The following is a 23,910-nucleotide window of genomic DNA, read 5'->3' as shown; positions in this document are numbered from 1 at the left end:
AAACTGGGCAACCGCATCGCCACCACCCTACCGGACGGACGTACCATCAACAAACTGTATTATGGTTCCGGCCATCTGCACCAGATTAACCTGGACGGTCAAATTATCAGCGACATCGAGCGCGACCACCTGCACCGGGAAACCCTGCGCAGCCAGGGCAAAATGAATACCAGTTTTCAATACGACCGCACCAGCCGCCTGACCGGCAAACAGACCAAACGTCCGGGAGCAGGCATCCTGCCGGATACCATATTAGACCGCAGCTACAGCTACGACAATCTGGACCGGCTGGTAAGCAAAAAACACAACCGACAGGGACAAAGTGATTACCGCTACGACGTAACCGGCCGCATCGAAAGCTGCCGCAACGAAGCGTACTGGGAAACCCTGCAGTACGATGCTGCGGCCAACCTGCTGGACAGAAGACGCGGTGAAGAAGAAATCAATCAGAACCTGATCCGCTTTAATCAGCTGCTCAGCTTCCGTGGACTGAAGTACAGCTACGACGAACACGGACGTACCCACAGCAAACAAACCGCCAGCGGTACCCAGTATTACCATTACGATGCCGAACACCGCCTGACCGAAGTACGTATCGAACAGCTGAACCATACTGAACGCTACGGCTACGTCTACGATGCCCTCGGCCGGCGGATTGAAAAACACCGGCTGGACCGTGACGGTAAGCCATGCAACCGCACCACCTTCCTGTGGGACGGGCTGCAGATGATTCAGGAAAGTAGCGCAGACAAACGGCAGAGCCTGTATCTGTATACTGATGAGGGCAGCTATGAACCGCTGGCGCGGATAGACAGAAACGGTAATCAGCAAGAGCACATCTACTACTTCCATACCGACCTGAACGGCATGCCGGAGGAGCTGACGGATGAAGCCGGTGAAATCGTCTGGGAATGCTCATACCAGCTATGGGGTAAACCGATACAGGAGATTGCCCATAGAGAGATACAACAGAACCTGAGGTATCAGGGACAATATTTAGACAGAGAAACCGGACTGCACTACAATACTTTCAGGTACTACGATCCGGATACAGGCCGCTTTACTCAGCCTGACCCGATTGGATTAGCCGGTGGCTTGAATCTTTATCAGTATGCGCCTAATCCGTTGGGGTGGATTGATCCGTGGGGTCTTGCTGGTAATCCGAAGACAGCAACACATATTACATATATGGGTATTGATGCTAAAACTGGTAAAGTTTATATAGGTTATGCCAGTATGCAGGGAAGACAAGATCCGATAGCTGTATTGAAATATCGCTATGGAAATGATTTTAGTCGGTTTGACGAGATGCCTACAATCATTTACGATGGTTATGGTCAATCTGGTAAAAATACGGCTCGTGGTTTAGAACAGCGATATTACGAAAAGTATGAACGTCTTGGAGGTACTGCAAATAAAAAAAACCCTGTCGGGAAGAATAATGCTAATAGAAAAACTTATCTTGACGCCGCTGACAAGCATCTTTCAGCTAAAAAAAGACGGAAATGTTAATTATGGCTAAACGTGTTGTTTGGAAAAAAAATGATCTGGTTAATATCCAGTTACGCGATGACTTATATACAATAGGGCAAATGTTGGCTAGCTCTGCAATGAGATTCTATGATATTTCCAATACTGATGGAATATGGAATGATGTTGATTTAAATAATGTAAAGCCATTATTTACGGTTTTTGTGGGAAGAATAATTAACAAATACTTAATTCACAGTAAGATAAAATCTCCGACTGTAATTCCCAGCTCTGAACCTTATGAAAGGTATTGGATTCAACCATATACAATTATGGATGGTGACCACTATAATGGTGACCACTATAAGGGAGATTTTAGCTTTGTATTTTTAGGAGGAAAATTGATAGATAATGGTGCAAATGGGGAAAAAGGTATAACAAATGCACCAATTATAAAAGAAGATTTAACTTTACCTGAGGATCGTGATCTTATTGAAAAATATGAACTGACTAGTATGTGGGGTGATGGCGATTTAAGAGATCGCCTTTGTCGGTATTTTGATACTGGGATAAATCGTGATGATCTGAAGTTTGAGGTTTTCCCAGAATTATGGGATGACAGGGAAAAACTTCGCCCTTTAACAAGACGCTTGCCTGAGCCTTATCGTTAAATAATATATAATTTATGGGTGAAAATATTAAAATCTTTTCCTGCCAGTTTTTAATTTAATAAGACTAACATGGTAAAAATGGGCATTATTTAACTAATCATGCCTTTGCCTATTTTGTGGCCAAAGACGTGTAATAAAATCCAAATAAAATAGCTATTGCTGATTTTTTATTCTGACAATCTAGTAGCACAAATAAACATAATTGTTTGCAAAACATTAATTTACTTAAAATTTTTGCACTAATTATTTTTTGATAGTCTGAATAATCTGATTTTATTAGCTAATTTTAAGTCCGGTCTAATTTAAATTGCTTATTTATTAATAATTAATTTATTATTTACAATCGTTAAAACAGTAATTTTTAATCTATTTGTTCTGGTTCAGAGCAATTTATAATTGCATGTATCAGAATACACATTTAATTTTTTCAATACTTCAAAAGTATATAAATATGATAAAAGATCGAAAATTTGCAAAAGAAGTGACAGATTTAATGCTTAATATAACTTCGGAACTGAATGAATCATTAATTAAGGCTCAAAATTGCTGTTCTGCGGAAGAATTTAATGAATATAGACGTGCTGTAGGAGTAATGTTAGGTAAAATGTACTTTGATGTACTAGTTCCATTATTTACAGAACATCCAGAAATTAAGCCTGAAGAGCTCAATTAATAATATATAACGTATTATCATGGGGTTGATTATTTTAGAACTATTTGACTAAGAGATATTTTAATAATTATTTTTTAGAAGATAATTAAATCTGAAACGCCAAATATATTTATTTGCTACGGTAGCCGGTAGTGAATTAAATAAAATTTCTTATTTAGCAACACCTACTTACAAGCGTTATAATACTTGCCTACTATTTTTATAAAAAAGTATTATGTCTTTGCCTCTTTCTTCTGATGAGCTTCAGTTAAATATCAAATCGGATCTGGTTTTACGCGTTGGTAAAATTTGTCTGGCAGCAGGTACCGGGAGTTATCGCATTAAACAGTCAATGCGTCATGTTGCTTATATGCTCGGTGTGGAAAATCAGGCACATATTACGCTTACTGAAATCAACTCTACCTGCCGTAATGGTAAACAGTTTAAAACTGAGGTTACCACGATTCAAGGTGTTGGAATTAATACGAATAATATCCAATTGCTTGAAACTCTGCTGATAGATACACAGGCTCGTTATCAGCAGATGAGTGAAAGCGAGCTGATTCGCTTTCTTGATAAATCTTTGTCAGAAATTGAAAATCAACCAGCCCTATATAGTTTACGGCAGTCAGCTTTGTTTGCTGCGGTTGCGTGTTCATCTTTTACTTTTTTAATCGGTGGTGGTTTAATTGAAATGCTGGGTGTATTTTTTGCCTCTGGTTTTGGCCAGGCGCTAAGAAAAACCCTGTTACATAAACATCTGAATCAGTTTGTTGTCACCATGCTGGCAGCTGCTGTAGCTTCTAGTGTGTATTTTCTGATTATTGGCGGTAGCCATCTTTTGCTGAAAGTAAATATTCAGCATACTGCCGGCTATATAGCTTCTATGCTGTTTCTGATACCCGGCTTTCCATTGATAACCGGAGTGCTGGATTTAGCCAAACTGGATTTTTCATCTGGTATTCAGCGTGTAGGTTATGCCATAACTGTAATTTTTTGCGCCACTTTTGCTGCATGGGTAGTTGCAGCCGGAATCCATATGGCACCGGAAGCTATGCTTTCGCCTAATCTCTACCCGGTATGGACAGCTTTTTTTCGTCTGATTGCCAGCTTTTTTGGTGTACTTGGTTTTTCCCTACTTTTTAACAGTCCGGTAAAAACTGCTTTAATGACTGCTTTTATCGGCATGTATGCCAATACTTTACGGCTGGAAATGATAGACCTGACTAATATACCTATTCAGGCAGCTTCTTTGATAGCAGCTTTTATTGTCGGTATCAGTGCATTTTATTTTAGCCACCATAGTAAATGTCCGCGTATTGCTTTATCGGTACCGGCAGTATGTATTATGGTACCAGGCATTTATATGTTTCGCGCTATGTATTTTTTACAGCAAAACGATATTATTAATGCTATTAACTGGGGAGCACAGGCGATGCTTATTGTCTTGGCTTTACCATTAGGCTTAGTACTCGCACGGGTATGCACGGATAAAGAATGGGCATTTAATCAGCTCCCTGCTACGGAACATAAATAGTTTTTTATTTTGAAAATTATTTATATATTTGATACAAAATAAATTGATATTTGACTTAATAAGTCAAATGCAGATTGAGTATGCAAATTTTATGCTAATCTGCAAATCTCTAAAAAATGACTATTAGTGATTTTAAGTTTTATAAAATAAAAAAAGATATCTAAATATTAGATATCTTTTTTTGGAATTCTGGTGCCCAGGAGAAGACTCGAACTTCCACACCATTACTGGCACATGGACCTGAACCATGCGCGTCTACCAATTCCGCCACCTGGGCTTATTCACCAACACCGTTGTGCTTGTGAAGTTGTGCATTATATATTTTTGGCCAAGATTGTCAACAGTATTACTAGTACATCAGACTATAACTATTGATTATCAAAGAAAAGTATTTACCAGCAAAGAAAACTGGACTTAATAGTAATCACTTCTTTACTAAATTGCTTTTATTCAAGTTTATTTCTTAGCAAATTTAGCTTATTTAGGTTTCTTAATTAAGTATTAGATTTAAAGATATTTATTTTTTACCACTTTAATAAATAAAATCGATTATGAATACGGTTATTCAACCCAGCCTGTTCGAGGAACCCTTCTCTTCTCTTAAGTTGGAATTAATGTAATTATTTATATTTGTATACTTCGCTATAGCTTTAGCCCTCGCTATATAGTCCGTCATAATAATTTTTATTAATTTAAAACAATTGTACCGATGTGAAAGTATATCTTTAAGATACAGATATTCAAAATTTATAAGGTTTATAAGCTTTTGTGAAAGTCTGCAGTAAAAACTATTCTGAACTGCTTTTGGAAAGAAATTTTGAAGATTGAAGTCTATTACTAGATAAAGAAAATAACTTGGTGCCCAGGAGAAGACTCGAACTTCCACACCATTGCTGGCACATGGACCTGAACCATGCGCGTCTACCAATTCCGCCACCTGGGCTTTTGCATATATTGCAACTTTCAGTTAAAGTATGTCTTTAACTAAGGAAGTGCATTATATATTCTCTAAAGAGATTGTCAATACTCTATGAAAAAAAAATCAGATTTGCGCCATCAAGATCCATATTTAAAACGTGAATTACAACGTTATTCCAAACCTTTACCCAGCCGGGAATGGATTATTGCTGTTTTGGATAAAGTCGGTATTCCGGTCAAAATGACTGAATTATCACAGAAACTTAATATTACTAATGAAGAAATAGTTTTTTTTGAGCGCCGTTTAAATGCTATGGCACGAGACGGACAGATTCTAATTAATCGCCGCGGTGCCGTTTGTGTAGCCAATAAACTGGCACTGGTTAAATGCCGGATTGAAGTACACAAAGATGACTTTGGTTTTGCTGTACCGTTAAACCCTGCTGATGGTAGTGATTTTGTACTCTACGCTCGCCAGATGTGCGGGTTAATGAACGGAGATATTGTCACTGTAAGACCGGCTGGTTCTGACCGTCGCGGGCGGCGTGAAGGTCAGGTGCTGGATGTCATCGAACGAGCTAATAAAGATGTGGTAGGACGACTCACAATTGAACATGGCATAGCTATGCTGGTGCCTGAAGATAAACGTCTGGGAGCAAGTATTGTGCTACAGCCTGACTCTTTGGGTAAAGCTAAAGCCGGTCAGGTTCTGGTAGCAAAAATTGAGTCCTATCCGAATGCAACTCAGGCAGCTGTGGCACGTGTTACAGAAATTCTTGGTGATTATGCTGACAGTGGTATGGAAATTGAAATTGCAGTACGCAAACATCATTTACCCTATCAGTTTAGTCAGGCCTGTATGGCTCAGGCCACTAAAATACCTGATCATGTTAAAGCTGATGAGCGAAAAAACCGAAAAGATCTGCGTGATCTGCCGCTTATTACTATTGATGGCGAAACAGCACGCGATTTTGATGATGCGGTATATGCAGAAAAAATTGGTCGTAATTACCGCCTGGTAGTTGCTATCGCTGATGTTAGCCATTATGTCCATCCTGATGATGCTATTGATCAGGATGCACAGGAACGTGCTACGAGTGTTTATTTTCCACGGCGGGTTATTCCGATGCTACCGGAGAATTTATCTAATGGCATCTGTTCCCTTAATCCGAATGTAGATCGCCTTTGCATGGTATGCGATATGGTGATTACTTATGCAGGCAATATTAAAAGTTATGAATTTTATCCGGCGGTAATGCGTTCACATGCACGGCTTACCTATACACAGGCATGGGACTGGATTAGTAATGACCAGTTTGATGACCCGATGAAAACACATGTACTGAGTTTATACCGGCTATATCAGATTTTACTGAAAAAACGCCTGCAGCGTGGTGCCGTGGAATTTGAAAGTATAGAAACACAGATGCTGTTCAATCAGCAGGGTAAAATTGAACGTATTATACCGGTTGAGCGCAATGAAGCTCATCGTCTGATTGAGGAATGTATGCTGGCTGCGAATGTCTGTGCTGCAGAATTTCTCAAGCATCATAAACATCCTGCTTTATACCGTAATCATGCCGGTCCGACCAGTGAGCGTCTGAATACTTTACGTGAGCAATTATCGCTACTTGGTTTACACCTAAATGGCGGTAATAGCCCTACTCCAAAAGATTATGCAGAACTAAGCGAAAAAATCAAAGAACGGCCTGATCAGAATGTAATCAGTATTATGCTGTTACGCTCAATGCAGCAGGCGGTTTATGAACCACAAAATATTGGCCATTTTGGTCTGGCCTATCCGGCATATACACATTTCACTTCACCAATCAGGCGTTATCCTGATCTGACTGTTCACAGAGCCATTAAGGCCATTTTACAGCACAAACAATATCAGCCAAAGTCGTGGTCTGAACTGGGTGTGCATTGTTCACTGGCAGAACGTAGAGCTGATAATGCCAGCCGCGATGTGCAAAACTGGCTTAAAACTTACTATATGCAGGACAAAATTGGTGAGGTTTTTTCCGGTACGATTTCCGGTATGGCAAATTTTGGTTTGTTTGTTACTTTAGATAATGTTTATATTGACGGTATGGTTCATATCAGCGATCTGGGTGAAGATTATTTTAATTATCATCCTGAAATGCTGGCCATTGTCGGAGAGCGCAGTGGTATCCGCTTTAAGCTGGGTGATAAAGTTGTAGTCAAAGTTGCTCGCGCGGATCTGGATACAAGCCGGATTGATTTGGTGCTGATTAGCACAAATAGTGGTAAGCGTCGCCGGACAAATAATGCGCAAAATATTCAGAAACAGCTTAAAGCCACTGTTAAACAGCCGCGCAAAGCACCTGGTAAGAAAACCAAGTCAAACAAAACAAAAACTGTTGCCGTTCAGAAGTCACGTAGTAATGGTTCACGCAAAAAACCAGGCCGTAAAAAGTCCTGATGCTGCTTTATAATTGATTAAATTAATTTCTAAAAAGGCTTTTATCTGTATTGATTCAGATGAAAGCTTTTTTATATTATTGACTATTTTTATGCCAATAACACATTTATAAAATAATCAGTATGCGTTACTTATTTTATAAAAAGTAATTTTAATGAAATAAAATATTTTTATATGTTTCTCTTGTACAGGCCGTTTGTTTCTGATTTTTCAAATTTAACTTTATTTTTTAATATATAGATTAAATTGCAATTATTTAAATTTAGGAATTATTACTCTGGTTACTATAAAAAAACTGAAGTCTGTTACTACAGACTTCAGTTTTCAATGGCATTTTACTTTTAGGTAAAATATTAATCAGATGCAGGTATTGATCTGTACTGCTTATTTATTTTTACCTGTAGCAGAAGCAATAGCCAGATTTTCATTGCGATTTAACGCAACGCTGGTCACACCTTCCGGGAGCACTAAATCGGTCAGGTGACGAATTTCACCGGCACTGATGGTAGAAACATCCAGTTCCAATACAGCCGGAATGTTTTTCGGTAAAGCATTTACTTCTACGCTGGTAGCCAGCAGAGACACACGACCACTTTGCAATTTTTCTGCCGGAGAAATAGCAGCATTCAGCAAGTGCAGCGGAACGCGAATATTGATGGCTTTATTTGCATCAACGGCCTGGAAATCAATGTGCTGTACCTGTTGTTTAAACGGATGCATCTGGAAATCACGTACAATAACGTCGTAGGTTTTGCCATTAACATCCAGTTTGATGATAGCAGTATGGAAAGATTCTTTTTCCAGTGCGTACCATAAAGTACGATGATCTACTGTAATGGCTACCGGTTCGGTACCTTCACCGTACAATACAGCCGGTACTTTACCTTCGCGACGCAGGCGGCGGCTCGCACCAGTGCCCTGAGCTTCACGGATTTCTGCTTTAATTTCGTAAGACATAACTACTCCAAAGTTGATAATGCCGTCATCGGCCGCGACCAGCTTAAGACGGCTTGGGGGTATTAAGGGAGGAACATTGCTCCCGGTATGGCCACATCTTCATTGAAAAGATATGACACAGATTCTTCGTTACTGATACGACGTACAGTTTCTGCAAGCAGGCCTGAAATACTCACCTGACGAATGCGTTCACATTTCTGTGCGGCTTCAGATAAAGGAATAGTATCAGTGACTACAACCTGATCGATTTCTGATGAAGCAATACGCTCAATCGCTGCTCCGGAAAATACCGGATGAGTAGCATAAGCCAGCACGCGTTCCGCACCGCGCTCTTTTAATGCTGATGCAGCTTTACATAAGGTATTTGCTGTATCAATCATATCATCAATAATCAGGCAGGTACGATTCTGAATTTCACCGATTACATTCATTACTTCTGCCACGTTGGCTTTTGGCCGGCGTTTATCAATAATAGCCAGATCAGTACCCAGTGTTTTTGCTACGGCACGGGCGCGCACTACACCACCGATATCAGGGCTGACAACTGTCAGGTTATCAATGCGCTGCTTTTCAATATCATGCACCAGAATGGGTGTAGCATAAATATTGTCTACCGGAATATCAAAAAAGCCCTGAATCTGGTCAGCATGCAAGTCAACTGTAAGTACACGGTCGATACCGGCAGAATACAGCATATTGGCTACCAGTTTGGCAGAAATCGGCACACGTACTGAACGCGGACGGCGATCCTGGCGTGCATAACCGAAATAAGGAATGGCTGCAGTAATCCGTCCGGCTGAAGCACGCTTGAGTGCATCAGCCATTGTCAGGATTTCCATTAAGTTATCGTTAGTCGGTGCGCAGGTAGGCTGTACGATAAATACATCACGACCACGTACATTTTCGAGTAATTCAATTGCTATTTCGCCATCAGAAAATTTTCCAACTGAAGCACGTCCCAGAGAAATATCCAAATGTCTGGCCACGTTATTTGCCAGTTCCGGGTTTGCATTGCCGGTAAAAACCATCAAACTGTCGTATGCTGCCATTTCTGTTGTACCTGAGTCCTGTTTTGGTTTGATTTGATTTGTGTGAGGTAGATTAAACATTAATCCAAGGCTTTCATATCACCACTTACGCTGTAGTGTATCTGTCATATAAACAAGTAATGGCTTTCAACGTTATGAAATTTTGTGCTCATTTCGTTGTTAACCCGTTTACGTTATTTCTAAACTCAAAAGCAATGATCACCTCTTTAAAAAATATTTCCAGTCTGTACTGAATAGCTGCAAGTATCATAGTTGAAACAGATTTAATCAATTATTTTACTGATATTTAATAGAAATACAGCAAAATAGTAACACTATTCTATTACTATGATTAAAACTGTATTACATTTTTGCAGACTCAATCACGCTATGTATCACTAAAAAGTGAATACAATAATACAAACTTACAATATTTATGCCTGTTTTCCGACTGGAACCTGCCCGTCTGAAATTTAGACAAATTATATCACTTATGGCATCAACACGCGCCCTAAAATAACAATTTGTCATTTACACATTAAATAAGCGTGTAAGTAAACTTACACGCTTATCTGAATTGGCTGGGGAGGTAGGATTCGAACCTACGCATACCGGAATCAGAATCCGGGGTCTTAACCACTTGACGACTCCCCAATAGGGTTTACTGCCTGTTTGCTCGAAATGTGGCTGGGGAGGTAGGATTCGAACCTACGCATACTGGGATCAAAACCCAGTGTCTTAACCACTTGACGACTCCCCAATGCTCTTTATCAAGCAACTGGCTGGGGAGGTAGGATTCGAACCTACGCATACTGGGATCAAAACCCAGTGTCTTAACCACTTGACGACTCCCCAACTACACACATCATTGATAAAACGGATGCCTCGTCAGGGAAGCAACACAATATGCCTGATGCGCACAAGAAACTTTATTGTAAACAGCTTTTGCTGCACTTTCAGAATTAAATGACAAAAATACACATGCACCAGAACCACTCATCATTGGTGAACCGTATTCAGCCAAAACATCAAATGCCGCTTTTACTGCTGGATACTCAGCTAAAACAACGCTCTGCATATCATTGCGCCAGTGCTGTCCTGCTTGGAAGTCTGGCATTATCCATGGCTTGGAATCACGTGTCAAGTCTTTATGTGCAAATATTTTCGGCGTACTGACATGCACCGGGGGCTTGATAATCACATACCATTGTTTTGGCAAAGATATCGGGCTTAATTGCTCACCAATGCCGCGGGCAAATGCACTTTGTCCAAAAATAAAAAACGGTACATCTGCACCTAAGCGCACGCCAAGCTGTAATAGCTCTGTCTTACTCAGATTAAGCTGCCACAAACGGTTAAGCACCATTAATACGACTGCCGCATCCGCACTGCCGCCACCTAGTCCGCCACCTACAGGAATCTGTTTTTCCAGCCAGATATCTACTCCGTATTCAGTACCGGTATGGCCGGATAATAACTGGGCTGCACGTACACACAAATCCTGTTCTTCAGTAATGCCGTCAGTTGGCGTATGTAACTTTATGCAGCCTGTTTGATTTACGTTGAACCAGATATGATCATACAGCTCAATCAGAGTAAAAATGCTTTCAAGTAAATGGTAGCCGTCGGCGCGCCGTCCGACGATTCTCAAATCAAGATTCAGCTTAGCCGGCGCCAGAAAATGCCGTGCATCAGCTGCTGGAGATTTATTCATATTTTAAATAATTAATCAGGATAATCTTTGACGCAATTCGCATTGTGCTGATTTCGGACTCTCATCAGTATCTGTATATTCATCAAACACCAGTCTGATATTAAAGCGTGCATTATTTAACAGTACAATACGTGGATTACGGCTTCCGTTTTGTTGCTGACGCTGGATAATCCAGCCAGACTGTTTAAGCTTGCCGTCGGGCAATAACTGATAAGGCTCACCTGTAATCCAGTATCCCTGCACCCATTGATTTAAATGATCAAACGGAAGCTCAAAACCAAGCATACGCTGACTTAATTCCTCAATACTGGCTGCAGTAATTACCTGCCCTTTACTGTCCTCTGCAATTACTCCTGAGCTATCAGTACATAAAACCCCTACACTATTACCCAATGGTGTTTTGACTTCAATTGTTTGTACCATACCGGTATTCTGCCAGCTAAAATTTGCATAGCTTCCTTTACCCTGATCCTTGATAGCCAGACGTCCGGAACTGTCAAAACCGGAAACATCATTTTCATTACCGGCCTGCCAGTCTGATGCTGATGTTATTCTGTCCGGTATCAGGCTGCCACAGGCACTTAAAGCCAAACTAAAAATAACTACAGCCAGATAACGTTTTTTTGTATACAAATATGAATATATCATTTTTCGCTTTAATTTCAATAATGGTGATTATTGTAATGTTAGAAGTAGTAACTGTATCTACAATATAAAGTTAAATTTATAATTACAATTTTAAAATAAATAATCAGCTGCCGTTTATACTAGTGCATACGGCAGCTTTTCCAATCAATTTCAATAATTCTGCATCAAAATCAGTAACTATTAATTATTTGCTGTTTTGTGTCTTCGGTGTGGCAGTTACTGTAAGAGTCGACGGATTTACATTAAATTTCTTCAAAATTTGCTGTAATTCTTTCTGGTCTGAGTCTTTATTAGCCAATCCCTGTGCCCAGATTTGGCGCGCCTGTTCCTGCTCTCCTTGCTGCCACAATACTTCACCCAGATGTGCTGCAATGGCACTTTCCTGCCGAATCTGATAGGCTGAGCGTAAAAGCGGTAACGCTTTTTCAGGCTGGTTATTCAGATAATAGGCCCACCCCAGACTATCCTGAATCGCCCAGGACTGATTATCCAGCTGACTTGCATGTTGCAAAATCGATAAAGCCTCTGCCCAGTAGCGTTTTGGCATACTCAGCATAGTATAGCCTAGCCCATTATATCCTTCCGCATCATCAGGTTTTAATTCAATAAAAGCGCGAATATCTTTTATTGCTTTTTTCGGCTGATCCAATTTGTCACTATAAGCTGTTGCTCGCGAATACAGGAGGAATGCTTTTAGGTCTGTATTATTATCTTCAGATGTAACAGTTTTTTTGTCTGCATCTTTTAGCATCTGTGTAAGCTTTTGCACATAAGCTTTCGGATCAAGGGTTTTATTATCAATTGAAACTGATAACATAATGGTATCGATATCATCGGAAACAGGTGATTCTTTATTCTGATTCATCCGATCTAACCACTGCTTTGCAGCCGGTATATTATTCTGGATTACTTCAATCATCCCCATCAGATAGGCTTTATCTCTGGCTAATTCATTATCAGTCACTTTATCTAGCCACTTACGTGCAGAGGTCATATCCTGATTAGAAAAATAATGAGTTGCAGCGAGAAGTGCTGCCTGGCTTTGTTGAAGTTTGTTACCTGTCTGAATAACTTTGTTAATATTTTCAATCAAAGCCGGTTCATTGGTTCCGTTGCTAAATAAAACTGCTGCCTGTTGCAAATAGACATCTGCCTTAGCCTGAGTTTCTGCTGTTTTCGCTGTAGCTAAGGGCAGACTGGCCGGAACGATTTGATATTTACTCAATATTTCACTCAGAATCTTATGATCACTGGCTTTATTAATCCAGCCCTGAGCCCATATCTGACGAGCTTCATCCTCACGCCCCAGCTGCCAGTAAACTTCACCCAGATGGGCAGCCACTTCACTCTCCGGCTGATTATGAAATGCATACTCTAGTAAAGGCAACGCTTTTTCTGCATCACCATTAAGAAAATAAGCCCAGCCAAGGCTGTCATTAATTGCCGGAGACTGGCTACTTAATGCATAAGCTTGCTCGAGCAATTGCTGAGCCTCCTGCCAGTTATCTTTAGGCAGGCTTAATAAGGTGTAGCCCAGTGCATTAAGTCCTTCCACCTGATTAGGCCGCATTTTCACATACCGGCGCAGATCTGCTACTGCTTTTACTGGCTCATTAAGATTATCTGCATACAATAGTCCGCGCAGGAGTAATAACGGCGGAACATCTACTGTCTGCGCTCTGGCATCACCATGTTCTGCTTCATTAATCACTCTATTCAGATATTGTTCATATTTCTGGTTGGTGAGTGAAGAACTATTTATAAATGTTTGCAGACGAAGTAAATCCGAAGCGCTGAAAAAAGTACCTGCCGGTGTTTTAGTTGTCTGAGCTTTATTCAGCCATTGCTGAGCTGCTTTCCAGTGTTTTTCTTCAGCCTCAAGTGAGCACATCATAAGTGCCTGGTCAAAGAAAAACTGCGGGTCATTGACTTTAGTTGCCCATGTACGGGAAGCCGGCAAATTATGTTCATCATAATAGCGCATAGCCACCATCATGGCTGCTTTACTGCGCTGAGTAGGATCACCCAGTTCGACAATTTTATCTGCATATGAGGCAATGGTATCTGTAGCAGCTTTCTGACTGACAGCCAGATAAACCGCCTGCAAATACAGATCCGCGCTTTTACTGTTTTCAAGTAACGGCTGTATAAGCTGATATGCCTGTTGTAATTGATTATTTTTAATCAGCAACTCTATATAAAGACTTTGCCATTTAGCCGGCATAGTATCTACACCGGTTTGCTGATAGAAATCCAGTAAATATTGCGGCTGCTTAAGGTTAATCAGATTTAGTGTCAGCTGACTGGCCGGAAAAATATCGGTATCCAGACGAACCAATGACTGCAATGCTTTAATAGTTTGTTCTTTGTGTGAACCGGTTACACCATAAATGGCATCAGCAATTAACGCTTCTGCCATTTGAGGATGTAAAATTGCTGTTTTGTGTATCGGTGCATTCAATTCATCAGTGGCATTCAGATTATTTACCCGCAGCTGTGCCAGTTTTAAAAACAACCGGCGCAGCTGATAATCATTAACATTAGATAAAACTGCATCTGTATTTTTCAGTACTTGCGGCATATCATTTTTGGCAATAGCCAGCTCTAACAGCAAACGCTGTCTGATCGGCGTCTCTGTCGGCTCGATTTGCTGCCAGCGATTGGCAATGGTTTGCGCTTCAGTGATTTTATTTGCATCAAGAGCCATTTCCATTGCCCGTTCAGCTACCTCCGGTTCCTGTGTATGCTCAAGCATTCGCATATCTGCAGTCAGAGCGAAATCAGTTTTACCCCCAGAATAAATAAGTTCATTAGCAAACAAAGTAAAAATATCATTGGCACGGCCGGCAATAGCCAGACGCCGTTGCAGCGAAGCTGCATCATCCGGTGCTGTAATCTGATTATTTATCCGCTCAATTTTAGTTTGAATCAATGGTACTGGTTTATGCTGCTCTGACACACTGTTGGCATTGGCCATATGTACAGCCATTAAACTTAAAACAATCGGGGTAATACGATGAATCCAATGAGGCATTAAACTTCTCCATATATGCAAATCAGTTTACGTAGACACTGAATCATAAATAAATAACAATTCTGTACTTGTGCAGGAAATTTTTTACTAATCGCGGTCTATTAGGCAATACGTGTTAAGTTATTAAATACTTTAACTGGCACGATAAAATTTGCAGCCGTTTAAAGAATAAACTATAAGGGTAAAATAATTTGCTACTTTAACACAGACAATTTTAGCTGCGTATGACCTATGCCAATTTTATCTAATTAAAACGGATACTGTATGTGCTTTAAATTTTATTTTCATGATGCTATTGTAACGATTCTATTCTGAAGAATATAAATAAATTATGCCCGAATTACCCGAAGTAGAAACAACGCTGCGCGGAATCGCCCCTTTTATTGTCAATCAAACTATTTCAAGGGTAGAAGTGCGTCAGCCGCGTTTACGCTGGCCGATAATAGATAATCTTGGGAAACAGCTTGGCGGCGAAAAAGTATTATCAGTCAGACGCAGAGCTAAATACCTGCTGATTGAATTAGCTTCAGGTACATTAATTATTCATCTGGGTATGTCGGGCAGTTTACGCGTCTTTACTGACTTTACTGCACCGCCGGTACAAAAGCATGATCATGTAGATATTAATTTCAGTAATGGTACGCTCTTACGATTTCATGACCCGAGACGTTTCGGAGCTGTTTTATGGTTTATCGGACTCATTGAACAACATCCTTTATTAGTTAACCTCGGGCCTGAACCACTCAGCCAGGATTTTAATACTGATTATTTGCAACAAAAACTTTCAAACCATAAACGTGCGATTAAAACAGCAATTATGGATAATAAAATTGTTGTCGGTGTAGGCAATATCTATGCTAACGAAGCATTATTCCGCACTGGTATCCATCCGGCCACTCCGGCTATGAAGCTAAATAAACAGCAGATTAGTGCATTAACTGCAGAAATTAAACAGGTATTACAGGAGGCCATTACGGCCGGTGGCAGTACTTTAAGAGATTTTGTAAATAGTGCTGGCACAAGTGGCTATTTTCAGCTACAACATCAGGTATACGGGCGAGCCGGAGAACCATGCCCGCAATGCGGGCATCCGATTGAAAAAATGGTTTTAGGACAAAGAAGCAGTTTTTATTGTCCTCTATGCCAGAAAAAACGATAAATAAAAATGACAAAATCAGAACATACTTCTTTAATTACCCGTTTTTCGCGTATTTTCAGACTGGCTGTATGGCTGGTTAAGACAATCAGACGGGTAAATCGGTTTAAGACCCTGAATGAAACAGAGCGAAATAAGGAATTAATTTCAATTGCACATAATTTACTTGATATTCTGCACGTAAAGGTAAACTCTGAACAATCCTTACCAAACACAGCAAGTATGCCCTGGCTTACTGTAGCCAATCATATTAGCTGGCTGGATATTTTCGTATTAATGTCCTATATCCCTGGTGGTTTTATTGCCAAACAAAGTGTCAAATCATGGCCGGTAATCGGCAGACTGGCCACAAACGGGGGTACTGTTTATATTAATCGTCAGTCGAGGCAAGATATTAATCCGGTTATCAAAGCCATAGTGCTGGCATTACATGAAGGTAAAAACGTCCTGTTTTTTCCCGAAGCATATACATCTGGGGGAATGACTACCCTGCCATTTAAAGCAGCGCTGTTTCAGGCAGCAATTGATACAGATACACCCGTGATGGCAGTAGCCATGCGCTATTACAACCCTCAGGGACAGCGTACATCTAAAGTAGCATTTGCCGGCAAAACCAGTTTATTTCGTAGTCTGTGGAATATAGTATCTATGCCGGAAATTATAGTAAAAGTAGATTTTTCTGCGTTGCTGAATATTGCTGAAAACAAAACAAATGATCGTTTCAGCCTGAAAACTCAGGCTGAAGATTTTATTCAAAACAAAGTTCTTATGGACAGTCCGGCTACAGCAACCGCACCTTCAACTTCCGATTCAATATAGGCACAAAAAGATGTTTAAGGCGATAGGCGCTGTTTAATCCAGAGATTATTTTGTCGTGTATACTGAATACGGTCATGTAAACGGCTTGGCCTTCCCTGCCAGAATTCTACCAGCTCAGGTTTAACCAGATATCCGCCCCAATGCGGCGGTCTGGGTACATTGAACAAATATTTTGCTCCCAGTTTTGCTGCGCGCGCCATCAGCTCGGTTTTACTATTAATTACGGCACTTTGTTCGCTAGCCCATGCGCCAATACGGCTGCTGTAAGGCCGGGACTGAAAATAGGCATCTGATTCTGCTGTAGGTAATTGTTGTACGCTTCCCTCCACCCGTACCTGACGCTCCAATTCCGGCCAGAAAAATGTGAGTGCCGCATGCGGATTCAGACTTAAAGAACGACCTTTACGGCTATGATAATTAGTAAAAAATACAAAGCCTTCCGTTGTCACTTCTTTTAACAGCACAATGCGTGAATTAGGTCGTCCGTTTTGATCAACAGTAGCAACATTCATAGCTGTCGGTTCATTTACTTTGGCATGCATGGCAGCCATTAACCATTTTTGAAACTGCTCCAAAGGCTCTTCACAGCAATCAGCTTCACTAAGTGACTGTTGGCTGTAATCCTCGCGAATATCGTGTAAATCCAGATTCTTCATTCTTTATTTATGCATGCGAAAAAAGTTATTTACATCACTCTCAGGCATGATTTACTGCTTTTTCAGCACTGATAGCGTATAATTGCCCGATTTAATAACTTTATATTTATATAGAATATAAAGTCTGGCTGGCAATTATCCTACCCGCGGTAGCGGGCAAACGCAAATTACTTCAGGTAGTATGTCTTTAACCGTTATCGGACTTAATCACCAAACTGCGCCAGTTTCTGTACGTGAACGTTTGGCTTTCCCTGCCATAGAACTGGCAGAAGCACTGACTGCGCTTGGCAGTCAGGAAGAAATAGCAGAAGCAATGATTCTGTCTACCTGTAATCGTACAGAAATTTACTGTATTGGTAATGCAACCACAGCTATACAATGGCTGGCCGACTACCATCAATTGCCATTATCTGAATTTGCTCCCTATTTATATCAATTCCATGATAAACAGGCTGTGCAGCATGCTTTTCGGGTGGCTTGCGGACTGGATTCAATGGTTTTAGGTGAACCGCAGATTCTCGGACAATTAAAAGAAGCCGTACGCGTTGCCCGCAGCCGGCATACGCTGCATCAGCAGCTGAATGCTCTGTTTGAAAAAACTTTTGCAGCAGCTAAAGAAATTCGCAATGAAAGTGCAGTCGGCGAAAACTCTGTATCCATGGCAGCGGCAGCAGTCAAAATGGCCGCACAAATTTTTCCCGATATTTCGGCATTGAATGTTTTAATGGTGGGTGCCGGTGAAATGATTGAGTTGGTGGCCACCTATTTTGCCGCAGAATGCCCGCGGCGCCTGACTGTTTTAAACCGTACGCTGGAACGAGCTCAGGAATTATGTCAGAAATTAAGCTGCGAAGCAGATGCACGCATATTAACTGCTTTACCTGAAATTCTGGCTGAATACGACGTAATTGTTTCTTCTACTGCCAGCCCTTTTCCGGTTATTGGTAAAGGTTTGGTAGAACGCGCACTCAGGCAGCGGCGCGGCATGCCGATGTTTTTGCTTGATCTGGCCGTACCACGCGACATTGAAGCCGAAGCAGGCGAACTGAACGATGCGTATTTGTATAGTGTTGATGATATGGTGCATATTGTGCAGCATGGTCAGGCAGCACGGCAACAGGCTGCAGCTGAAGCTGAAAAAATGGTTGCAGGCAAAGTTGCTGAATTTATTGCATGGCAACAGACACGCAACAGCGTTCCTTTAATATGTGAATTGCGCGATCAGGGTGAACAGCAGCGCAGCAAAGCAGTCAATAAAGCTCTGCGCCGTCTGCGTAAAGGTACACCTGTTGAAGAAGTATTGCAGCGTTTAAGCCGTGAATTAACCAATAGCCTTTTGCATGCACCTACCCGAGCTTTAAATAAAGACAGTCAGCAATATCCTGAGCTGGCCGAGGCCATTTGTCAGATTTACCAGCTGCATGGAAAAAATCAGCAGCATTAGCTACTGCCTCCAATTTATTCATAATCCTTAACTCTATATATTTAATACAGTCTCAATGGACTGATAGCTTTTATTTAATACGGAATACCAGATGAAACCTTCATTGATAGACAAGTTACAGCACCTGACTGAGCGTCTGGAAGAAGTAACCGCTTTGCTGGCTTCTCCTGATGTCACGAACAATATTGACGAATATCGTCGCCTTACCCGTGAACATGCCGAGCTTACACCGGTAGTAGAAACCTATCGCCGGTATACACAGGCAGAAACTGATTTAGCTGCCGCAGAAGAAATGCTGGCAGACCCGGAATTAAAAGAATTTGCGGCTGAAGAGATCAATACTGCCCGTAATCAGATTACTCAGCTGGATGGCGAGTTGCAAAAACTTTTGTTACCGAAAGACGAAGATGATGATAAGAATATTTTCATAGAAATTCGTGCCGGAACCGGTGGTGATGAAGCAGCTTTATTTGCCGGCGATTTATTGCGCATGTATACCCGCTTTGCAGAACGTATGGGCTGGCAGGTAGAAATTGTATCCGCCAGTGAAAGCGATCTGGGTGGCTATAAAGAAGTGATTGCACGAATTGCAGGCATGAATGTTTACAGTCAGCTCAAATTTGAATCTGGCGGCCATCGTGTTCAGCGCGTACCAACTACAGAAAGTCAGGGCAGAATCCATACCTCAGCCTGTACTGTGGCCATTATGCCGGAAGCCGATGAAGTGGCTGAAGTACAGCTCAATCCGAACGATTTACGCATTGATACTTTCCGCGCCTCCGGTGCCGGTGGTCAGCATATTAACAAGACGGATTCTGCCGTACGTATTACTCACTTACCAACGGGTATGGTAGTGGAGTGTCAGGATGGGCGTTCACAGCATGCCAATAAAGCACAGGCAATGCGAGTACTTGCCTCCCGACTGTATGAACAGCAGAAACATGCTGCTCATGCCAAAGAGGCTGCTGAACGTAAAAGCCTGATTGGCAGCGGCGACCGCAGTGAACGTATTCGAACTTATAATTATCCCCAAGGCAGAGTAACCGATCATCGCATCAATCTTACTCTGCATAAACTGGATTTTATTATGGATGGTGATTTATCTGAGCTGACACAGGCATTAATTGCCGAGCATCAGGCTCAGCAGCTGGCACAATTAAGTAATGCCGGCTAAGCTCATCAAAAAAAGCTGTTCTGAATTTCAGAACAGCTTTTCAATATAAATCGGCTACAACAAAGAATTAAGCTTGCTGCCATACAAAAGAAACCAGATTGCAGCAATCGCCAGTACAATTCCGGCAGCATTCAAGCCATCGATTTTTTCTTTAAACACAAAAGCGCCAATAATAGTGGCCAGTGTTATTACGCCCAGATTCATACCGGCAAACACCAGTGAAGGATCTTGCTGAAAATACTGATGTGCAAGAATGTAAAACAGAATATTGGCAAAATTCAAACCACCCAGTATCAGACCTGCCAGAATACTGGCCGCATTCCAGACTGTTCTGCGTAGACACAGATAACATATAATCAGAATACCAGCGAGAACAAAAGACACCAGTAAAGTCGGTGCTAAAGCTGTTCCGCTTTTCGATATCTGTTTAAACAGAATATCTGTTGTTCCATAACAAAGCCACACACCGAATAAATAGCCGGCGGTACTTAAAAAATCGCCTTTTACTTTGCTTTTAGCCGGATTCTCACGGTACAGCAAGGCAAGCAAGGCCATCAGTGCCAGTGCAATTCCAATAATTTTGTTAGTGCTTAAAGTTTCTCCAAAGAGCACAAATGCGGCTACTATAGGTATAAATAGCGACAGGCGCTGTGCAGCATCTGTTTTTACCATTCCCGCCTGTTCGATAGCCCGCCCCAGCACAATAAAGCCGAGCGGCAGAGCAAGACCTAAAGCCAGAAAAATAACCCAGTGTCTGGTATAAGTATGCCAGTCAGAAAAATCCGGACGTAAAAAAAACCAGGTGCAGGCAGCAGCTACCGGGTAATTAATCGCTACGGCCTGAGCAATATTAACACCGTTTCTGCGTGCCAGTTTCAGTAATACTGACACAGAGACACTACATAGAATACTAATAATCAGAAAATGCATTTTTCCCCCAAAATCAAAATTTAAGAACTGACTTATCAGCTATTAAAAACTAAAAATCAAAATCTGCCTGTAGCCATATTTGCTCAATCAGATTTTGTTCTGTCTGGTCTGCTGGTTGTGATTGCATTTGCTCCAGCTTGCGCCGGCGCAATGCACACAAACGCAGCACATACTGTTTCTGAGTATCAGACATACGTAACCAGTAAAGACGCTCGTCCCTGCTGCGCAGACAGCCTTTGCAATATCCCTTATGATTGCTTTCACAAACACCTTTACAGGGACTGGGAATAACAAAAAATTCTAACTGTTCCATTGCCTAGGTTTTGCATCCCTCTTCAATACCACAATTACAACAGATTGCCTTAAATAACCCAGCCGGAATAACACCGGAAAAATGTTAACTATGACACATACACAGATGTAAGTCAGCCTCTTTAATACTGACAGAACATCTGATTTTGCTAAAAATTCCACGAAAAGCAGAGTAAATGTTATAATTCAAGGTTAATTTTCCTTACAAATAGCTAATAAACTAGGTTACACACTCCTATGAGTAAAAAAATTCGTAATATTGCCATTATCGCACACGTCGACCACGGCAAAACCACACTGGTAGACCAGTTATTGCGCCAGTCCGGTACTTTCCGTGCCAATCAGCAGGTAGACGAACGAGTAATGGACAGCAACGATCTTGAAAAAGAACGCGGCATTACCATTCTTGCCAAAAATACCGCCATCGAATACGAAGGCTACCATATTAATATCGTTGATACACCCGGACATGCCGACTTTGGCGGTGAAGTAGAACGTGTACTGGGAATGGTAGACTGTGTGCTACTACTGGTAGATGCACAGGAAGGCCCGATGCCGCAAACCCGCTTTGTTACCAAAAAAGCACTGGCATTAGGGCTGAAACCGATTGTAGTGATCAATAAAATTGATAAGCCAAGTGCCCGCCCGAGCTGGGTAATTGACCAAACTTTTGAATTGTTCGATAAACTGGGCGCAACCGATGAACAGCTCGACTTCCCTATCGTTTATGCTTCTGGTCTGTCTGGCTTTGCCAAGCTGAATGAAGAAGACGAATCTACCGATATGCGTCCGCTGTTTGAAACCATTCTGAAATATACCCCGGAACCAGCCGGTGATGCAGATAAACCTCTGCAATTACAGATTTCTCAGCTTGATTATGATAACTATACCGGCCGGCTGGGTATCGGTCGTATTCTGAACGGACGAATTAAACCCGGTCAGGTAGTAGCTATCATGAATGAAGATAAGCAGATTGGTCAGGGACGCATTAATCAGTTGCTTGGCTTCAAAGGATTGGAACGCATTCCGCTACAAGAAGCGGAAGCCGGTGATATTGTTACGGTTTCCGGACTGGAAGATATAGGTATCGGCGTTACCATTGCTGATCGTGAACAACCTCAGGGGCTGCCCATGCTGAGCGTGGACGAACCTACCCTGACGATGGATTTCATGGTCAACACCAGCCCGCTGGCCGGTACAGAAGGTAAATTTGTTACCAGTCGCCAGATTCGCGAACGTTTGCAAAAAGAATTGCTGACCAATGTAGCCCTGCGCGTTGAAGACACAGCAGACGCAGATGTATTCCGTGTTTCAGGCCGTGGTGAGCTTCATCTGACTATCTTGATTGAAAATATGCGCCGTGAAGGTTATGAGCTGGCTGTCGGCAAACCACGTGTGGTTTTCCGTGAAATTGACGGCGTTAAATGCGAACCTTACGAAAACCTGACTGTCGATGTAGAAGACAATACTCAGGGTGCTGTAATGGAAGAACTGGGTCGCCGCCGTGGTGAACTGACCAATATGGAAAGCGACGGCAAAGGCCGTACCCGTCTGGAATACCGTATTCCTGCGCGCGGTCTGATTGGTTTTCAGGGTGAATTCATGACCATGACCCGTGGTCAGGGACTGATGAGCCACGTATTTGATAATTACGCACCAGTAAAAGCAGAAATACCCGGCCGCCGCAATGGTGTACTGGTATCACAAGAACAAGGTGATGCCGTAGCCTATGCTTTATGGAATCTGGAAGACCGCGGTCGTATGTTTATCAATCCGGGCGAAAAAATTTACGAAGGCATGATTATCGGTATTCACAGCCGTGACAATGATCTGGTTGTTAATCCGCTTAAAGGCAAAAAACTGACTAATGTCCGTGCTTCCGGCACAGATGAAGCAGTGCGTCTGACTCCGCCGGTACTGATGTCTCTGGAAGCTGCGGTAGAGTTTATCGATGATGATGAACTGGTAGAAATTACTCCGCAAACTATTCGTCTGCGTAAACGCTACCTGAGCGAACAGGAACGTCGCAAACACTTTAAAAAATTAGATTAATTAAAGTTTATTTGGCACAGGCAGCTTTTTAAAGGCTGCCTTTTTTCAATATCGAATATTTATCTTTAAGAACAACATTTTTTAATAAATAGCATTGATATTCAATCTGATTAATGTATTGATATTGAATCATCCAGTCTCAACAAATAACGCAGCTTTATTTATCATTTATATTTTATACAGATTGTCTGTACTGTAATTGCTCACTAATATACAGATACCATGCCAAACTGATAAAATTATCTGTTAGTAATCACCGGTTGATTACATATTTTTTATCTACACTACAAAA

Annotated in this window: 18 protein-coding genes and 5 tRNA genes; 10 read left to right on the top strand and 13 right to left on the bottom strand. The window is 41.5% G+C overall.

The window, feature by feature from the left end; genetic code table 11:
• The 4 genes from GY065_RS04925 to GY065_RS04910 form a co-directional block, all read left to right on the top strand.
• Positions 1 to 1,512, top strand: a 1,512-nt coding sequence (locus tag GY065_RS04925) for an RHS repeat-associated core domain-containing protein (RefSeq protein WP_180214767.1), incomplete at its 5' end; no start/stop codon positions are given.
• A gap of 2 nt (positions 1,513 to 1,514) precedes the next feature.
• A complete protein-coding gene (locus GY065_RS04920) occupies positions 1,515 to 2,141 on the top strand; it encodes a hypothetical protein (RefSeq protein WP_202984035.1) in 627 nt (208 codons plus the stop codon).
• Positions 2,142 to 2,592: 451 nt separating this feature from the next.
• Positions 2,593 to 2,814 (top strand): hypothetical protein, encoded by a 222-nt coding sequence (locus GY065_RS04915; RefSeq protein WP_174833280.1) that lies wholly within the window; start codon positions 2,593 to 2,595, stop codon positions 2,812 to 2,814.
• A 214-nt stretch (positions 2,815 to 3,028) separates the two neighbouring features.
• Entirely contained in the window at positions 3,029 to 4,330 is a 1,302-nt protein-coding gene (locus GY065_RS04910) for a threonine/serine exporter ThrE family protein (protein ID WP_174833279.1), read from the top strand.
• A gap of 190 nt (positions 4,331 to 4,520) precedes the next feature.
• On the opposite strand, the gene GY065_RS04905 is transcribed toward GY065_RS04910, so the two are convergent.
• Positions 4,521 to 4,607: transfer RNA gene (locus GY065_RS04905), tRNA-Leu, on the bottom strand.
• A 579-nt stretch (positions 4,608 to 5,186) separates the two neighbouring features.
• Positions 5,187 to 5,273, bottom strand: a tRNA-Leu gene (locus tag GY065_RS04900).
• A gap of 87 nt (positions 5,274 to 5,360) precedes the next feature.
• Here GY065_RS04900 and rnr point away from each other — a divergent pair.
• A complete protein-coding gene (gene rnr / locus GY065_RS04895) occupies positions 5,361 to 7,694 on the top strand; it encodes a ribonuclease R (protein WP_174833278.1) in 2,334 nt (777 codons plus the stop codon).
• A 384-nt stretch (positions 7,695 to 8,078) separates the two neighbouring features.
• On the opposite strand, the gene GY065_RS04890 is transcribed toward rnr, so the two are convergent.
• The 8 genes from GY065_RS04890 to GY065_RS04855 all read right to left on the bottom strand — a co-directional run bounded on the left by GY065_RS04890 (position 8,079) and on the right by GY065_RS04855 (position 15,075).
• Positions 8,079 to 8,651 (bottom strand): 50S ribosomal protein L25/general stress protein Ctc, encoded by a 573-nt coding sequence (locus GY065_RS04890; RefSeq protein ID WP_037391835.1) that lies wholly within the window; start codon positions 8,649 to 8,651, stop codon positions 8,079 to 8,081.
• Positions 8,652 to 8,713: 62 nt separating this feature from the next.
• Entirely contained in the window at positions 8,714 to 9,700 is a 987-nt protein-coding gene (locus tag GY065_RS04885) for a ribose-phosphate pyrophosphokinase (protein WP_100115887.1), read from the bottom strand.
• A gap of 557 nt (positions 9,701 to 10,257) precedes the next feature.
• A tRNA-Gln gene (locus GY065_RS04880) sits at positions 10,258 to 10,333 on the bottom strand.
• Positions 10,334 to 10,363: 30 nt separating this feature from the next.
• A tRNA-Gln gene (locus GY065_RS04875) sits at positions 10,364 to 10,439 on the bottom strand.
• 19 nt (positions 10,440 to 10,458) lie between these two features.
• Positions 10,459 to 10,534 (bottom strand) — tRNA-Gln (locus tag GY065_RS04870).
• Between the two features lie 10 nt (positions 10,535 to 10,544).
• A complete protein-coding gene (ispE, locus tag GY065_RS04865) occupies positions 10,545 to 11,393 on the bottom strand; it encodes a 4-(cytidine 5'-diphospho)-2-C-methyl-D-erythritol kinase (protein ID WP_174833277.1) in 849 nt (282 codons plus the stop codon).
• Between the two features lie 15 nt (positions 11,394 to 11,408).
• Positions 11,409 to 12,026 carry a lipoprotein insertase outer membrane protein LolB gene (lolB, locus tag GY065_RS04860; RefSeq protein ID WP_174833276.1) on the bottom strand — a complete coding sequence of 206 codons (618 nt, stop codon included), beginning with the start codon at positions 12,024 to 12,026 and terminating at the stop codon, positions 11,409 to 11,411.
• A 199-nt stretch (positions 12,027 to 12,225) separates the two neighbouring features.
• Positions 12,226 to 15,075, bottom strand: a complete 2,850-nt coding sequence (locus GY065_RS04855; protein ID WP_174833275.1) for a tetratricopeptide repeat protein — start codon at positions 15,073 to 15,075, stop codon at positions 12,226 to 12,228.
• A gap of 331 nt (positions 15,076 to 15,406) precedes the next feature.
• Here GY065_RS04855 and mutM point away from each other — a divergent pair, with 331 nt between their 5' ends.
• Together mutM and GY065_RS04845 are read left to right on the top strand one after the other, a co-directional pair.
• Positions 15,407 to 16,234 (top strand): bifunctional DNA-formamidopyrimidine glycosylase/DNA-(apurinic or apyrimidinic site) lyase, encoded by an 828-nt coding sequence (gene mutM, locus GY065_RS04850; RefSeq protein ID WP_174833274.1) that lies wholly within the window; start codon positions 15,407 to 15,409, stop codon positions 16,232 to 16,234.
• Between the two features lie 6 nt (positions 16,235 to 16,240).
• Positions 16,241 to 17,050: a lysophospholipid acyltransferase family protein gene (locus GY065_RS04845; RefSeq protein ID WP_174833273.1), complete on the top strand. Its 810-nt coding sequence runs from the start codon at positions 16,241 to 16,243 to the stop codon at positions 17,048 to 17,050.
• 14 nt (positions 17,051 to 17,064) lie between these two features.
• Here GY065_RS04845 and pdxH read toward each other — a convergent pair whose 3' ends face one another.
• Positions 17,065 to 17,697, bottom strand: coding sequence for a pyridoxamine 5'-phosphate oxidase (gene pdxH, locus GY065_RS04840; protein WP_174833289.1), 633 nt, complete (start codon positions 17,695 to 17,697; stop codon positions 17,065 to 17,067).
• 190 nt (positions 17,698 to 17,887) lie between these two features.
• Here pdxH and hemA point away from each other — a divergent pair, with 190 nt between their 5' ends.
• Both hemA and prfA read left to right on the top strand, forming a co-directional pair.
• Positions 17,888 to 19,150, top strand: coding sequence for a glutamyl-tRNA reductase (gene hemA / locus GY065_RS04835; RefSeq protein WP_174833272.1), 1,263 nt, complete (start codon positions 17,888 to 17,890; stop codon positions 19,148 to 19,150).
• A gap of 91 nt (positions 19,151 to 19,241) precedes the next feature.
• Positions 19,242 to 20,324 carry a peptide chain release factor 1 gene (gene prfA / locus GY065_RS04830; protein WP_084554327.1) on the top strand — a complete coding sequence of 361 codons (1,083 nt, stop codon included), beginning with the start codon at positions 19,242 to 19,244 and terminating at the stop codon, positions 20,322 to 20,324.
• A gap of 54 nt (positions 20,325 to 20,378) precedes the next feature.
• Here the strand turns inward: prfA and GY065_RS04825 are convergent, their stop codons facing one another.
• Together GY065_RS04825 and GY065_RS04820 are read right to left on the bottom strand one after the other, a co-directional pair.
• Entirely contained in the window at positions 20,379 to 21,254 is an 876-nt protein-coding gene (locus GY065_RS04825; protein WP_174833271.1) for an EamA/RhaT family transporter, read from the bottom strand.
• A gap of 49 nt (positions 21,255 to 21,303) precedes the next feature.
• Positions 21,304 to 21,567, bottom strand: coding sequence for a DUF1289 domain-containing protein (locus GY065_RS04820; RefSeq protein WP_174833270.1), 264 nt, complete (start codon positions 21,565 to 21,567; stop codon positions 21,304 to 21,306).
• A gap of 236 nt (positions 21,568 to 21,803) precedes the next feature.
• On the opposite strand from GY065_RS04820, the gene typA reads away from it, so the two are divergent.
• Positions 21,804 to 23,618, top strand: coding sequence for a translational GTPase TypA (gene typA, locus GY065_RS04815; RefSeq protein WP_025330592.1), 1,815 nt, complete (start codon positions 21,804 to 21,806; stop codon positions 23,616 to 23,618).
• Positions 23,619 to 23,910 lie beyond the last annotated feature (292 nt).

The sequence above is a fragment of the Snodgrassella sp. ESL0323 genome, from assembly GCF_013346865.1.
Taxonomy (GTDB): Bacteria; Pseudomonadota; Gammaproteobacteria; order Burkholderiales; family Neisseriaceae; genus Snodgrassella; species Snodgrassella alvi.
The sequence above is the reverse complement of the archived record's forward strand: the minus strand, read 5'-3'. Positions and strand labels throughout refer to the sequence as shown.